The sequence below is a fragment of the Streptomyces sp. PH10-H1 genome, assembly GCF_030063355.1.
In the GTDB taxonomy this organism is placed as follows: Bacteria; Actinomycetota; Actinomycetes; order Streptomycetales; family Streptomycetaceae; genus Actinacidiphila.
Genome location: NZ_JASISZ010000126.1, coordinates 1 through 13,732 on the forward strand (window position 1 = coordinate 1; position 13,732 = coordinate 13,732).

The window sequence follows — 13,732 nt, forward strand, 5'->3', positions numbered from 1 at the left end:
CCACCCAAGAACAAGTTCGCGATCAAGCGCCGAGACCGGCCCCGCACCCCCAGTAACGTCCACTACACGATCAACGTCACCAGACAGCGGCCCTCACCTGCGGAAACGGCTTAACTCACCGGCATTGACAGCTCAGGGGACGTTTACGTAGGACGAACGGCACAGGTCACGCGCCTTGTTCGGTCACCTGCGCGCCACCCAGAATCTCCGTCATGAAGCACTCGGGGAAAGTCGATCAGGACGACATCGTGTGGGCGCGGAACGTACTTCTCGCGTCCGGGCGCCGCACGGAGCGCGAAGAGGTCGATGCCTACCGGGTGCTCGCCCAGGTCGGCCCCGCCGCTTACCTGCCACGCCTGGTCAGCGCGTTGTTGTCCCTGAGCTACGACACGGCCCGCGGTGAACGGCATCCGGCCTGCCTTGCTCTGCGCGAGGAGGCGGTGACCGCCGCGCGGGCCGTCGATCCTGCCGATTCCGCACGCGCGGACCTCCTGTACCGGGCGCTGGATGGTTATCAGAGAGAGCTGTACACCCTGGGCCGGCGAGCCGAAGGGCTCGCGGCACGCGCCGAGATGCTGTCCATCGGCCGTGCCCAGGCCGCAGCGTCCGGTGACCTCACGGTCAAGGGGCTGCGCGACTGGGCCGCAGGCCTTTCCGAGGAAGGCCGCCATGCGGAAGCCGCGGATTCCCTGACGGAGTGGGTCACGGCGATCCGGCCCGACGGGCCCGGAGACGGCAGTCTCGCCTGGTCACTGCTGGAATGGGCCGCCGCTCTCGATGCCGCCGGCCTGGCCGACCAAGCAGGCGCTGCGTTCGAGGAGATCGTCAGCACGGAAACGGCCGATGCGGCCAACGCCCGCGGCCCGATGGCCTGCCATCTGTACGCGCTGATCCGGTACGCACAGATGCTCGACACGCGCCGTCAGCGCGAGCAAGCGACCTCAGTTCGGCGAGAGGCACTCGCGGTGTTGACGGAGCTGGCAGCCACCGGCGAGCGCAAGTCCTGGAGCGACTATCAGGCATCCTTCTGGTCGGTGCTGCTTGCCATCTCCGGTGCCGAAAGCGAGCGGTGGGCGCCCCGAGATCCCCGACCGCCCTTCGGCGCGAAACCTGGGCAGTGGTCGCCCGACGCCAGACGCCGCTACTTCGACGGCCGTGAAGCCCTCCGCGAGGAGAAGGACACGCTCGCGCAGCGAGCCGCCATGGACCCGGACCGGCACTTGGCCGAACTGGTCCGGGTGCACCGAGTCCTCACCGTCCGCTCCGCCGTCTACTGGGAATTCCAGACCCATCTGTTCCCGGAACGGACGCACCTGCTGTTCGACGAGGGTGTGGATCTGGCCCGCCGACTGTTCGAGCACCACCCGGCCCACGAGGCCCCAGCCCTGGTCACGGCCCTGATGGACCGGTCGACCTTCCGTGCCGCGGCCATGGAGTTCGGTCCCGCCCTCGATGACTTCAGCCAGGCTCTGCACCTTCTGGGAGAGGCGGGCTAGGTGTACTGACCCGTGAGGTTGGGGACGCGGCTGGCGGGTGGTTGGCCCTTGAGCGCGGTGTGTCCGCGGTGGTGATTGTAGGTGTGGAGCCAGGCGGGGTAGGCGTCGCGTCGTTCAGTCTCGTTGCGGTAGGGCTGTGCGTAGGCCCATTCGTCGAGGAGGGTGCGGTTGAAGCGTTCGACTTTCCCGTTGGTCTGGGGCCGGTAGGGCCGGGTCCGCTTGTGTGAAATCCCTTGCCCTGCAAGGTAGTTGCGCCAGAGGTGGGATTTGTAGCAGGCGCCGTTGTCGGTCAGGACGCGTTCGACGGTGATACCGGCCTGGGCGATGAACACGTGGGCCCGCTGCCAGAATCCGACGGCGGTTTCCTTCTTCTCGTCGGTGAGGATCTCGCTGTAGGCGAGGCGGGAGTGGTCGTCGACGGCGTTGTGGAGGTAGCTGTATCCGGCTCCGGAGCGGTTCTTGCGGCCGGCCTGGCATCCGAGGGTCTTGTGACCTCCGCCGTCGGGGATGTTGCCGAGCTTCTTGATGTCGACGTGCACCAGCTCGCCGGGCTTCTCGCGTTCGTAGCGGCGTATGACGCGGCCGGTGGCACGGTCCAGATGGGCCAGGCGGGCGAGGCGGTAGCGGGTCAGGACCCGGTGGACGGTCGCGGGGTTCAGCCCCAGGAGGTAGGCGATACGGGCCGGTCCCCACCGGCGGAGCACGCGGACCTTGATGATCCTTCGTTCGGTGCGGGTCGGGGTCCGGCGTGGGCTGTGGTGCGGGCGCGAGGACCGGTCGCTCATGCCGGCCTCGCCGAGCTCGCGGTACCGGGCAGCCCAGCGCCGAGCCGTCGTGGGTGAGACCTGGAAACGCTCGGCAGCCCGCCGCAGGGGCCAGCCGTCGTCCACGACGCAGCGGGCCCGTCGCAGGCGGCCGGTCTCGGTCAGGGGTGCATTACGGTGGGGCATGAGGGCCTTCTGTCGTTCGGTGGAGATGTCGCAATCCACACCGAACCCGGAAGGCCCTCACTCGTACAAGATCACCCAGCCGTGATCACTGTCACCAACCTCCGTAGACAGAACACCTAGCTCGGAAGTCATGGCCGGCACTATCCACGCGGATCGGCAGGTCACCAAGACACCGTGGAACTCGATGGCGTTCGTCGTTCGGCGAGTTTGGCGTGGACGTAGGGTAGGCGTCGACGGCCAGGCCCGCTGCGGCAGCGTTCCGGCACGCGCCCCGCAGGGTGCGGTGGACACGGCGAGGGGCGGTGGCAGTCGTCACGGCTGGTTCCTCGTTCGTCGGATCCGGCGGCTGAGCGCGCCCGGGGGTGTCTCAGCGAACGGTGAGTTTTCCCTTCATGTACTGGTGGATGTTGCAGATGTAGTCGTAGGTCCCGGCGGTCGCAGGGGCTTTGAAGGTCGTGGACTTGCCGCCGGCGATGGTGCCGGTGTCGAAAGCCTTGGATCCGGTGGCCGTTGCGGTGTGCGCGGTATTGTCCTCGTTCTTGACGGTGACGACTGTGCCCGGCGCGACGGTCAGCGAGGCCGGGCTGAACAGGAAGTCCTTGATGACGATCTGTGCCGCCCCGCCTGCGGGGTTGGAAACCGATGCACTGGTGGAAGGCGTTCCGCCGCTGGAGCTGGAGCAGGCGGTGAGCGCCAGTAGCGCGCAAGCGGCGCCTGCGACAGCCAGTCGTGCGCGGCGGGGGTGTACTCGGGTCGCGATCATTCGCACGCCCAACCTTTCGAGAGAAACGGGAGGATGCGGAAACCGAACCGATTTGATGCTCGTATCCGCTGCCGGACTTCGCTGAAAGCGGCGCGACACCGCTTGGCCGCTTCAGGGCTTGGTGAGGTCGGTGTAGAGCTGGGTCCAGGCGGTGTCCTGCGTGGTGGCGGGTTTGCCGTCGCAGAAGCGGAGGGTTCGCTTGGCTGTGTAGTACTTCATCATTCCCAGGACGGCGAGCGTCTTGGCGTTGCTTCCGGCGGTGTAGTCCCGGCTGGGCAAGAGGCTTTGGTGGGCGCGGCAGGTGGGCTTCTTGCTGTCGGAAGCGGTGTCGAGTGCACCGGTGCGGCCTGCGGAGGAGCCGCATCCGGTGAGTGCCAAGGCGCAGAGCACGAGCAGGGCTGTCCAGTGGGTGCGGGCGGGTAGTGGCATGGGGGTCTTCCTGTCTTCGTGGCGACTGCGGACATGGCGGGGCGAGGAGCGACTGCGGTTCATACGGGCATGGAGCGCAGTGCGGTGCCGACTCCGACGGCCAGGATGAGTAGGGCAGTGCCGAGCGGGGTGATCCGAGCTCCCCAGCCGGCGAGCCGGCTGGCGCGTGGGCCGTTGAGGGCCGGGACCCGGTCGCGCAGCTTGAGGAGGAACAGACCGGCGAGGGCGAGGGTGGCGGCCATGCCGAGGCCGTAACAGACGACGAGGACGACGCCGAAGGCGGTGCGCCCCAGGGCGATGGACCCGAGGAGGACCACGAGCGCGGAGGGACTGGGGACCAGACCGCCGGCGATACCGATGCCGATCAGGCCACCCTTCTTGCGGCCCGCGGAGTCACCGTGATGATGGTGGCCGAACAGCCCATTCCCGTGACCGTGACCGCCCTGGCTGTGGTCACTGTGACCATGGCCCTCGCTGCCGCGGTGGGTGTACCCGTCGCCATGGTGCTGCTCGGGCACCGTGTGTTCATGCTGCGCGGCGAAGCCGGTGGCGGTGGGCAGCGCCGCATCTGCAGCGATGGTCGCCTCCATGACGCTGTGGCTTCCCGCATGGACGGCGACCAGCCGGTCCGCTGCGACGTGTTCGTGGCCGGGGCCAGGGGCAGTGTCGTGACTGTGCGCACGGGCGTGGGCTTGATCGCCGTGATCGCCGTGATCGTGCGTGTGGTCATGGTGCGAATGGTCTGCTTGATGACGGGCACGCAGGTTGCGCAGGGCTGCCGGGACGAGCCAGACGCCGGCTGCGATGATCACCAAGCCGCTGATGGTGCCGAGCCAGGCGAGTGCCTGCTCTCCGACGAGTGCGGAGGACACGCTCAAGGCTGCGCCCAAGGCCAAGACCGAGGCGGTGTGGGTGAGCGTGACGGTCGTGGCGACGGTGACCGCGTCTCGCGGACGGCCCTGACGCCCCGCCAGGTAAGCGGCCATGAGGGTTTTGCCGTGCCCGGGCAGCGCGGCATGCCCCGCTCCCAGCACGAGCGCGAGGAGCACGGCCAGCAGGCCGACGGGGATGGTGAGTTGGTCGCGATCGGTGAGGGAGCCCAGACGGGCGTCGAGGTCTGCGTACCAGCTTCCCAGCATGCCGGTGCCCGGTGTATCGGCGGCTCCGGCCCCGGAGCCGGGGCCGGTGCCCAGTGTGACGCGGGCGTGGCGGGCATCGGGCGGGTTGGACAGCAGGTCGGCCGGGTACTTCCGTAGCTCGTTGGACGCAGAGACCGCCGGTACGTCCGACGAGCCGATCCGCACCCCGTCACCGATGACGGTGATCTCGTGCCAGCCGATCCGTGCCAGGTCCACCCCGGTGGCGAGGTCCACGGCTCCCGAGGCTCCCAGTTCCGCCGGCGCCGTCAGGCGGCATTCCAGACGGCCGGTATCCAGACCTGCCTGCCCGCGCACAAGTCGGTAGGTGTTCGACAGAACGTGAAAACTCAGCGTGCCCGGCCGCGCCGAACCGATGCTCTGCGGTGTCGCTGAAGCGGTGATGCCGTGCGCGATCGCGGCGCAGGCGGCCGTGGCATGGGCGGCGGCTTCGGCGGGGCTGAGGCGGCCGTCGTGGTCGGTGTCCATGGCGGGCATCCCCTGCAGCGTGGGGATCTCGGCGGTGTCCACCACGGCCAGGTCGTCCACCCGGTCCGGGTGAACGCTCAGGCCGTCGTAGCGGTTGACCGTGAAGTTCCCCAGCGGGTGCGCGGATGCGGCGGGGGCGCCCAAGGACAGCAGCACCGGGGCTCCGGCGAGGAGAAGTGCGGCTCGTCGTGCGTACACGGGAATGAAGCTCATTGCTGTCCTTGGAGGCTGGCCAGGCGCGCTCGTGCGTCGGGTGCGCGCAGAGGAGAGAAGACGGGGTTGGCGGACAGCGCACCTGCAAGGTCGGTGCGCGCGGCCTGGTCATCGCCGATGGCCTGTTCAATGACACCGCGGTGGTAGCGCAGGGTGGCGTCGCGCCAGCCGAGCCGGTTGGCCTCACGCGCCAGGGGCAACGCCTGGTCGTCACGGCCGGCGCGGTGCAGGGCCCAGCCCAGGGCGTCTGCCACCAACACGTTGTGGCGACGGCCCCATTCGGCAGTGAGCAGGGTGACGGCGAGTTGGGGATTGCCGTGGTCGGCCTGGTACTGGCCGAGGTTCAAATCATCAACGACGCCGTTGGCGGCGAAGAGTTTCTGCTCCGCTTCCAGGACGGCGTACTGGGCGCGCGCTTCCCCAGGACGGCCGAGGGATTCGAGCAGTTCACCGAGTTCGAGAACGTACTGGGGCTGCGGCACCCGGGCGATGGCGGTGCGGTAGTCGGCGACTGCCTGGCCGCTCTGGCCCAGGGCGGCCTCGGCCCGGGCGGCTCCGGCGAGGGAGGTGGTATAGGCAGGATCCAGGGCCAAGGCTTTGCGGTAGTGCTGCAGCGCCACTGTGGTAGCCCCGGTGTTGAACGCCAATTCGCCCAGGTAGTGCTGGCAGAACGCCTCATCCGCCGGATTCGAGGCATCGTCGAGACCCCGTTGGAGGGCGTGTGCCGCCTCGTCGGTCCGGCCCTGCAACTCCAGGGTGTATGAGGCACGGGTGAACGATGCGGTGGAGGGATGCAGATTCAGCATCCGCTGGACGGCAGCCTGAGCTCCCTGGTCATCGCCCAGCTGGGTCAACGCGTCGGCGAGCGCTCCGTACGCGGCCCAGGCATAGGGGTCGTCTGCCACCGCCTGATCGGCCCAGGTGCGGGCCTGGGTGAACTGGTGGCGGGCGTTGGCCAGCCCGGCCATGCCGGTCTGTGCCGCGGTGTTGGTGTCCGGCTGCAACGTCATGGAGCGCCGCAGGGCGGCTTCGGCCTTGGGGTACAGGGTCGGATCCACCGTGAGTCGCGCCTGTTCGACATACGCCGAACCCAGCTGCGCCCAGGATGCGGCATCGGCCGGCTGCTGGCGGAGCTTGTCCTGGAGCTTGCCGACCACGGCACCGACGGACATCGACGTATACGCCTCATCGGCCGCCGGGGCGGAAGCCGGCGACGGGAGAAGGGGGTTGGAGGTGTGTTCCAGAGCCGCGAATCCGGTCAGGCCGGCACACAGCACGGCGGCGGTGGCGATCAGGGCGAGGCGGCGCATGAACGTCATCCCTCTTGGGAGGCAGGCGAACCGACAGTCGTATCGTCGTCAGCAGGGCGGCAGGACAGGTGGGACGGGTGGGGGCCGGTGCGGTCGGGTGGCGTCGGCCCGCACCGGCCTGTTGAGCTAGCCCGCCTGGTTCACCGAACCGGTGTAGGGCAGTGAGACGTACGGGAACGTCGTGCCGAACGGCGTGGGGGGTCCGTTGACGCCGTCACCGGCGGCCAGGGCCTGGATGAGATGGCCGGGAGTGGCGCCTTCCATGACCTGGATGGCGATGTCCACCACGTCGTCACCGAGGCGGCGGCCGTTGGGGAAGCCCTGGAAATCGCCGTTGAGCACACCGAGCCGGTCGGGCTTGGCGGTCACCGGAGTCGACATGTTCAGCCGCAGTTCCTCGGCGGGAACGAACCGCTTCTTGTTGATGTCCAGGTTCATCAGCTGCGAGTTCAGGTCCACCGCCAGCGGGCCGTTGGCCGCCTTCGCGATGCCCGTCAGGAAGATCTCCTGGAGGTCGGTGCGCGGAGTGGCGGGAGCCGGGATGCCGTAGATCGACTGGATGAGCTTGGGCAGCTCGGGGTCCAGAACCTTGGCGACCACCTTGGGCTGGTTGTGGTCCTCCGACGGCGGCAGCGCGTTGAAGGCGTCCTTCAGCCCCGCCGGCACGACGACCTCGTTCACCAACGGGTTACCGAGTCGCGAGACCTGAACGTAGTTGCCGGTCGGGGTCTGCTTGCCGGGGCTGAGCTGCATGGTGCGCCGCTCGGTCGAACTCCACACACCGATGACCGGGTTGCGCTTGGCGTTGCCCTTCAAGGCGAGCTTGGACTTGGGCACCTGGATGGACAGCGTGTTGACGTTGTACCCGTTCAGGGTGTTGTGCCCGGTCTCGGAGAGGTTCCCGCCGTAGAGCAGGTCGAAGACCCGCAGGTCGAGGAAGAACGGGTCTGCGGCCTGGGTCGCTACGGTCTGCCCGCCGCCGGGCAGCTTCTGCACGGCCTGCCCGCGCAGCCTGCCGTAGTTCGGCATGGACGCCTTGCCGACGTTGGAGGGCGCGGCAATGCCGTCCGCGACCAGCGTGACCGGCTTCTTGCCCGCCCGGATCTCCTGCAAGCAGTAGTGCTGGCGGAACAGCAGCGTCTTGTCCTTGAGGTTGTTCACGACGCCGTTGTTGTACAGGAACGTCTTCTCGCCGCGCAGGTCCTCGTTGCGGAACGTCCAGCGGTAGGTCAGGTCGGGCATGCCGGTGCCCTGGCTGTCGATGTTGATGTCGTAGTGCGCGTCGGCGGCGAACGGGTAGAAGTTCGGCCCGCCGTTCGGTTCCTGGAAGGGGATCCAGTTCGCAACCAGCGTCACCGTGTCGGATTTGTCAGGGCTGGTGAACGCGTACAGGTCGGTGTTGTCGACCTGCGGGTCAGCTGCGATCAGGGGTGCTTCGCGGTGGCTGGACGCCTGTCCGACACCGGTGCCGGGACCTGCCAGCGCGGCGGCGGCGACAGCCGAACTCAAAGCCAGCAGCATCGCGGCCGACTTCCACCGACTGAAGCCAGTCGGTGAAGTGTTTGCGGTCATGAAGGGTCTTTTCTCTGAAGAGTGCGGGGACTGTCTTGGAGGACTGGGCCTCCGGATCCACTTCGCAGCCGAGCTGTCCGGCGGATTGCCCCAATGTATGAACCCCACTCGGATGGGCGGCTCCCCAGCTTCTCCGGCGCGGAAAATCGTGGAAATATCCTCCGCATAGCGGAATCGACGTGACCGACCCGGCCGGTCGGATCGCATGAGACCCCGAGCGGTATACCGAGCGGAAACCTGACCGTCTTCACCGCCCGGAGCATTGATCGTTCGTCGGTAGACGTAGCGGCACTCGGGTCAACGAAGATCGACGTCTCACCTCGCACAAGAGGGATCCGTCGTCGGTTCGCCGGAGCATTGGGCGGCATGGCCGCGTTCATCCCGGCGCTGCACGTGATCGGCTGGTTCACGCTCCTGGTGGTCGTCGCACCGGAGCACTGCACGGTGAGCGCCAAGGCGTTCGGCATCGGCATGGGCGTGACCGCCTGCACGCTCGGTATGCGGCATACCTACCGTCTCCGGCGCCTTCCTTTACACCATCGCGGCCATCAGCCTCGTCATCCTGGCCGGGATCTGAAAGGTCTTCCACAAGATAATCGCCCTAATGGTCCTGACCGGCTCCGGCGCCGCTTCCGGGCTGTCCGTCGCCGTCGCCCTCATCATCGGCACTGTCGAACTCCTCGGACTGCTCGCGGACCAACTCGACCTCTCGAACCGCGCTTGATGCGCAGGCCGGGGTTATCGGGAGCGGTTGCCACAGCAACGCCGCAGTGGGATCACGGTCCGCGGCTCGCGCAGGCCCGACAGACCCGCGCGGTGCGACAGCAGGTGACGTACCGATACCTTGTCCTTGCCCGCGGCTGCGAACCGCGGCCAGTACTGCGCCAGCGGCGCGTCGAGGTCGAGGTGCCCGCGGTCGGCCAGGATATGCGCGCACAGCGCGGTGACGCCCTTGGTCGTGGACCATACGTTGACCAGCGTGTCCTGTTCCCACGGGCGGGTGCGTGCGGCGCCGGCCCAGCCACCCCAGAGGTCGATCACCGTTCGGCCGTCGACCAGCGCCGCGACCGCGTCGAACCCGTCCTCGCAGCGACCCTGAACGTCCGTCAGGGGCAACCCCACACTCCTCAGGGCCGACACGCTCGTCCGCCTCCGCCCGTCGAACATACCGTCCGGTCGGACTCCTGAGAAGGCCCGGTGGGGAGGCCCGCATAGCTCAAGTTCAGCGGAGAGACTTCCCTCGGGCAGCGTCGGCTATCGAGATCGACAGTCCGTCGGTCAGCCATTGGTGAGCCACCGTCATGTTGAGCACTCGACCGCCGGTGGCCCTGCCGATCAGTGCCCAGTAGCGTTCCAAGCGGGGGTCGAAGCCGGACGACTTCGACACCAGACCGTGCAGATATTTCCGAAAGGCGAGGGTGTCCGTCTCCCGCCGGGCTCGTGCGTGGGCGGGTACGAAGGCGTTCACGGCATCCCCGGCGCGGGGCGCCAGGCCCTGGGTCACCGCGGCGGCTGTCAGGGCGGCAGCATCGTCGATTTCTCCGTCGGGCAGTCGTCCAGGGACGCGAGCGTGGCATGGCGCCACCGCAGCTCGGCCAGTCGTTCTTGCACCAATTCGAGCTCGGTCGACACCAGTTCACCGAGGGAACGCTCGCCAGTAACCACCTGGGTGATGGTGGCGATCGGCGTGTTCAGCGCCCGTAGCCGTCTGATGAGGCGGATCCGCTTCCACGCCTCGGGACCGTAGCGCCGATGACCGCCGGCGCTATAGCCGGCCACGGGCAGCAGACCGCTGTCGGAGTAGTAGCGGAGCCTTTTCACCGGGACCCCCGTTCCGGCCGCGAGGTCGCCGAGGCTCCAAGTGTCGTGCGTCACAGTCTCTTGAACCTCCCGCGCGCGGGAGGTCCTAGCGTATTGAGCACTGACCGAATCCGACGGCGCCGGTCGGCCCTTGCCCAGGAGAGGTCTCCGGACGGACCGGTGCCCACCGGGGCCGGGCCGTCACAGGCCGGTGCTCCAGAAGGGGTACGCATGTCTGCGACCGTGACATCACCGCGTCCGTGCCGAAGAGACGGGCTGGGTGCGCTGCTCTCCTCACTGCTCTGCGCGGTCGCACTTCTCACGGCCACCGCCATACCGGCGACTGCCGCACAACTCGGTTCCCCGCGCTCCGCAGGGCAGAGCGGTCCTGTCGTACGAACCGACCATGGCCTTGTACGCGGCGTGTCACACGGCTCGTACGCGACATTCGGCGGCATTCCCTACGCCGCGCCGCCGACCGGTCCGCTGCGCTGGCGTGCCCCGGTGTCCCCTGCCGCGTGGCGTGGCGTGGCGTCCGCGACGCGACGGCAGCGGGTCAGCGCTGTGTGCAGATGCCGGCTCCCGGTGCGGGGGCGGTACTCGGGTCGGAGGACTGTCTCTACCTCAATGTCACGATGCCGACGCAGAGGACCGCCAGGCAGAAACGGCCCGTGCTGGTGTGGATGCACGGCGGTGCGTTCCTGGGCGGTTCGGGAGGTGACTACAGCACCGAGCAACTGGCGGTCCGGGGCGACGCGGTCGTCATCACGGTCAACTACCGGCTCGGGATCTTCGGTTACTTCGGCCATCCCGAGTTGGGTTCCGCTCCACCGTTCGGCCTCGCGGATCAGCAGGCCGCGCTGCGCTGGGTGCGGGCGAACGCGGCGCGCTTCGGCGGCGATCCGGGAAGCGTCACGCTGTTCGGTGAGTCGGCGGGCGCCCTCAGTATCTGTGCGCACCTCACCTCACCTCACCGACGGCGGCTGGTCTCTTCCAGCGTGCCGTGCTTCAGAGCGGTTCCTGCCTGACATCCTTTCCGCGCGGCGCCCTCGGGCCCGGGACACCGGCGTACGAGCCGTTCGCGGCGCAGCGCGATGTGCAGTCGGCCGGGGCCGAGGCGGCCCGGCAGTTGGGCTGCATAACGGGCGGCGGAGGCGAGGCGCTGGCGTGCCTGCGCGGGCTGAGCACGGATCGACTCGCCACCACGGGGTTGATGCAGTCCTTCAACAAGCCCGCCTTCGGCAATACGCTGCTGCCCGTGGCGCCGGGCCAGGCACTGGCGACGGGCCGCTTCCATCAGGTGCCGGTCATCCAGGGGCACCAACCACGACGAAATGCGGATGTTCGTCGGCCTGTCGCTTGCCGCGTTCCCGATCCGCACGGAGGGTGACTACCGCGCCCGCCTGATGGATACCTTCGGGGCGGCGGCCCCGGCCGTCGAGGCGCAGTACCCGGCAGCGGACCACCCCACGCCCGCGCTCGCCTGGGCCGCGGTGCTCACCGACCGGTCGTTCCCGTGCACCACGCTGGCGGCCGACCGGGCCCCGGCTCCGGGCTCACCCCGCAGGATGCTCACCCCCGTAGCCTCCTGCTGCCGGCCCCACGTCGGCCACCGTTACAGGTCGGTGGCGATGATCTTTTCGATGTTCCGTTCGGCGAGCGCCGTGATGGTGACGAACGGGTTGACACTGGTGTTGCCGGGGATCAGCGAGCCGTCGATGACGTACAGGCCGGGATGGCCGAGGAGGCGGCCGTAGTTGTCGGTGACCTTGTTCAGCACCGCGCCGCCGAGCGGGTGGTACGTGAGGGTGTCGTTCCAGATCTTGTTGGTACCGAAGAGGTCGGTCCGGTAGATCGTCCCCTCCTTCGCGTTGATCTTGTCGAAGATCGTCTTGGCCATGTCGATGGACGGCTGCTTCCAGGAGGTCTGCCAGTTCAGGTCGGCCGCGCCCGTGGCGGCGTTCCAGGAGAACTGGGCACGGTTCGGGTTCTTGGTGATCGACAGATAGAACGAGGCGTAGGTCTCGAACCCGATGGGCAGCGGTGCGATCTCGGCGAACGCGCCACCGGCGGTCCAGTTGTCGATGCCGGAGCAGGGAATGGTCGACTGGAGCTTGCCGGTCGGGTCCCACAGGTAGTTGGCGCGGCCGCACATGACATTGCCGTTGTCGCCCCAGCCCTTGCCGACCTCGTCGTTCAGGTTGGGCAGCGCTCCAGTGGACCTCAGCCTGACCAGCAGCTTGCTGGTACCGACGCTGCCGGCCGCGAAGAACACCTTGTCCGCGGTCACGGTCTTGGTGACCGTGGTGGCACCGCTGGTGTTGATCTGGTCGATGACGACCGTGTAGCCGCCACCGGTCGCCGGGGCGACCGAGGTGACCTTGTGCTGCGGCGAGATGGTGACCTTGCCGGTCGCCCTCGCGGCCGCGATGTAGGTCTTGGCCAGCGACTTCTTGCCGTAGTTGTTGCCGTAGAGAATCTCGCCGTCCAGCGCCGACTTGGTGGCGGTCCCGGCCGCCTCCTGCTTCATGTAGTCCCAGTCGTACACGTCGGGCACGAAGACGAACGGGAAGCCGGAGCGCTGGGCCTGCTTACGGCCGACCCGGGCGAACTGGTAGCAGTCGGTCGTGTCGAACCAGGCCGGGTCGATGGTGTTGGCCCCGAGCCCGGCGTTGGCGCGCGGGTAGTAGGTGTTGTACATCTCATCGGCGTTCACCGACGGGAGGATCGCGCCGAAGTTCTCGCGTTTGGGGGTGACCGCCATACCCCCGTTGACCAGCGAACCGCCGCCGACCCCGCGGCCCTGGTAGACCGTGATCCCGCTGAAGTCCTCGGCGTCCAGAATCCCGGTGTAGCGGGGGATGTTCTTGTCGATCGGGAAGCCGAGGAAGTAGTTGAGGGGCTGTTTGGTCTTGGTGCGCAGCCAGTAGGACCGTTGGTCCGGATTCAGCGTGTTGCAGAAGATCTTGCCGTCCGGGCCGGGGGTGTCCCAGGCCATGCCCATCTCGATCATCTGCACGTCTACGCCCGCCTGGGCGAGACGCAGAGCGGCGACGGAGCCGCCGTATCCGGTGCCGATCACCAGGACCGGGACGTGGGCCCCGTTGTCGATCGGAGCGGTCGCGGGGACGGCCTGCGCCTGGGCTGCGGTGACGTGACCCGCGAGGACGACAGCTCCAAGAATAGAACCCGTTCCAGTGATGAATCCGCGGCGCGAGACACCCTTGGACCCATTACCACGCATGACAGCGTCGTTCATGTGACGTTCCTCACTCTTGGTTGAATGGGAACACGTTCTACTGCCACTGGCGTACGAAGTCACGACACACTCATGGGTAACTTGTGGCCGATTACCTACCCGATCACCGGGTCGCGTCGCGTCTGCGCCGCCTCTGCACCGCGTCTGCACCGCGGAACCGGCAGCCCGCCGCCGAACGGACCGGCTCACAGCCCGGTGTCCTGTCGTAGTGCAGCTGACAGATCGTGGGCCGCTGACCTGCTGGGTTGCCATGTCGTTTGAGAACGCCGCGGGCCGGTGTTCTCAAACGACATGGCTTTCAGGGAAGCGCGCTGG

Annotated in this window: 12 protein-coding genes and 3 pseudogenes; 5 read left to right on the forward strand and 10 right to left on the reverse strand. The window is 68.0% G+C overall.

Annotation, left to right across the window (positions count from 1 at the left end; translation table 11 throughout):
• Positions 1-212: 212 nt before the first annotated feature.
• Positions 213-1,496: a hypothetical protein gene (locus QMK24_RS38955; protein WP_283471634.1), complete on the forward strand. Its 1,284-nt coding sequence runs from the start codon at positions 213-215 to the stop codon at positions 1,494-1,496.
• Here the strand turns inward: QMK24_RS38955 and QMK24_RS38960 are convergent.
• The 6 genes from QMK24_RS38960 to QMK24_RS38985 all read right to left on the reverse strand — a co-directional run bounded on the left by QMK24_RS38960 (position 1,493) and on the right by QMK24_RS38985 (position 8,358).
• Positions 1,493-2,446: an IS481 family transposase gene (locus QMK24_RS38960; protein WP_283471635.1), complete on the reverse strand. Its 954-nt coding sequence runs from the start codon at positions 2,444-2,446 to the stop codon at positions 1,493-1,495. The genes QMK24_RS38955 and QMK24_RS38960 overlap by 4 nt on opposite strands.
• Before the next feature lie 367 nt (positions 2,447-2,813).
• Positions 2,814-3,209 carry a cupredoxin domain-containing protein gene (locus QMK24_RS38965; RefSeq protein WP_283471636.1) on the reverse strand — a complete coding sequence of 132 codons (396 nt, stop codon included), beginning with the start codon at positions 3,207-3,209 and terminating at the stop codon, positions 2,814-2,816.
• A 111-nt stretch (positions 3,210-3,320) separates the two neighbouring features.
• Positions 3,321-3,638: a hypothetical protein gene (locus tag QMK24_RS38970; protein ID WP_283471637.1), complete on the reverse strand. Its 318-nt coding sequence runs from the start codon at positions 3,636-3,638 to the stop codon at positions 3,321-3,323.
• 59 nt (positions 3,639-3,697) lie between these two features.
• Complete coding sequence (locus QMK24_RS38975; RefSeq protein ID WP_283471638.1) at positions 3,698-5,476, reverse strand: HoxN/HupN/NixA family nickel/cobalt transporter; 1,779 nt, start codon at positions 5,474-5,476, stop codon at positions 3,698-3,700.
• Complete coding sequence (locus QMK24_RS38980) at positions 5,473-6,786, reverse strand: tetratricopeptide repeat protein (protein WP_283471639.1); 1,314 nt, start codon at positions 6,784-6,786, stop codon at positions 5,473-5,475. Before QMK24_RS38980 ends, QMK24_RS38975 begins: the two co-directional genes overlap by 4 nt.
• A 126-nt stretch (positions 6,787-6,912) precedes the next feature.
• Positions 6,913-8,358: a DUF4331 domain-containing protein gene (locus QMK24_RS38985; protein WP_283471640.1), complete on the reverse strand. Its 1,446-nt coding sequence runs from the start codon at positions 8,356-8,358 to the stop codon at positions 6,913-6,915.
• Positions 8,359-8,724: 366 nt separating this feature from the next.
• Here QMK24_RS38985 and QMK24_RS38990 point away from each other — a divergent pair.
• Positions 8,725-8,871, forward strand: a pseudogene (locus tag QMK24_RS38990) (HoxN/HupN/NixA family nickel/cobalt transporter); the annotation flags it as partial.
• Between the two features lie 255 nt (positions 8,872-9,126).
• Here QMK24_RS38990 and QMK24_RS38995 read toward each other — a convergent pair.
• From QMK24_RS38995 to QMK24_RS39005, 3 genes and pseudogenes are all read right to left on the reverse strand, one after another.
• Positions 9,127-9,480 (reverse strand): annotated as a pseudogene (locus QMK24_RS38995) (serine hydrolase domain-containing protein); the annotation flags it as partial.
• Positions 9,481-9,580: 100 nt separating this feature from the next.
• Positions 9,581-9,862 (reverse strand): hypothetical protein, encoded by a 282-nt coding sequence (locus QMK24_RS39000; RefSeq protein ID WP_283471641.1) that lies wholly within the window; start codon positions 9,860-9,862, stop codon positions 9,581-9,583.
• A gap of 11 nt (positions 9,863-9,873) precedes the next feature.
• Positions 9,874-10,233 carry a helix-turn-helix domain-containing protein gene (locus tag QMK24_RS39005; protein ID WP_283471642.1) on the reverse strand — a complete coding sequence of 120 codons (360 nt, stop codon included), beginning with the start codon at positions 10,231-10,233 and terminating at the stop codon, positions 9,874-9,876.
• A gap of 156 nt (positions 10,234-10,389) precedes the next feature.
• Between QMK24_RS39005 and QMK24_RS39010 the strand changes: the two are divergent.
• The 3 genes and pseudogenes from QMK24_RS39010 to QMK24_RS39020 all read left to right on the forward strand — a co-directional run.
• A pseudogene (locus tag QMK24_RS39010) lies at positions 10,390-10,614 on the forward strand (hypothetical protein); the annotation flags it as partial.
• 116 nt (positions 10,615-10,730) lie between these two features.
• Positions 10,731-11,186, forward strand: coding sequence for a carboxylesterase family protein (locus QMK24_RS39015; protein ID WP_283471645.1), 456 nt, complete (start codon positions 10,731-10,733; stop codon positions 11,184-11,186).
• Positions 11,162-11,548: a hypothetical protein gene (locus QMK24_RS39020; RefSeq protein ID WP_283471643.1), complete on the forward strand. Its 387-nt coding sequence runs from the start codon at positions 11,162-11,164 to the stop codon at positions 11,546-11,548. Before QMK24_RS39015 ends, QMK24_RS39020 begins: the two co-directional genes overlap by 25 nt.
• A 225-nt stretch (positions 11,549-11,773) precedes the next feature.
• On the opposite strand, the gene QMK24_RS39025 is transcribed toward QMK24_RS39020, so the two are convergent.
• The gene (locus QMK24_RS39025) at positions 11,774-13,417 is read right to left on the reverse strand and encodes a GMC oxidoreductase (protein WP_283471644.1); all 1,644 of its coding nucleotides are present in this window, start codon (positions 13,415-13,417) and stop codon (positions 11,774-11,776) included.
• Positions 13,418-13,732 lie beyond the last annotated feature (315 nt).

Excerpts from the sequence above, each read along its gene's own strand:
- QMK24_RS38960 (WP_283471635.1), bottom strand. The coding sequence starts at position 2,446 with ATGCCCCACCGTAATGCACCCCTGACCGAGACCGGCCGCCTGCGACGG.
- QMK24_RS38980 (WP_283471639.1), bottom strand. The coding sequence starts at position 6,786 with ATGCGCCGCCTCGCCCTGATCGCCACCGCCGCCGTGCTGTGTGCCGGC.
- QMK24_RS38955 (WP_283471634.1), top strand. The coding sequence starts at position 213 with ATGAAGCACTCGGGGAAAGTCGATCAGGACGACATCGTGTGGGCGCGG.
- QMK24_RS38970 (WP_283471637.1), bottom strand. The coding sequence starts at position 3,638 with ATGCCACTACCCGCCCGCACCCACTGGACAGCCCTGCTCGTGCTCTGC.
- QMK24_RS38965 (WP_283471636.1), bottom strand. The coding sequence starts at position 3,209 with ATGATCGCGACCCGAGTACACCCCCGCCGCGCACGACTGGCTGTCGCA.
- QMK24_RS38975 (WP_283471638.1), bottom strand. The coding sequence starts at position 5,476 with ATGAGCTTCATTCCCGTGTACGCACGACGAGCCGCACTTCTCCTCGCC.
- QMK24_RS39015 (WP_283471645.1), top strand. The coding sequence starts at position 10,731 with ATGCCGGCTCCCGGTGCGGGGGCGGTACTCGGGTCGGAGGACTGTCTC.
- QMK24_RS38985 (WP_283471640.1), bottom strand. The coding sequence starts at position 8,358 with ATGACCGCAAACACTTCACCGACTGGCTTCAGTCGGTGGAAGTCGGCC.
- QMK24_RS39025 (WP_283471644.1), bottom strand. The coding sequence starts at position 13,417 with ATGAACGACGCTGTCATGCGTGGTAATGGGTCCAAGGGTGTCTCGCGC.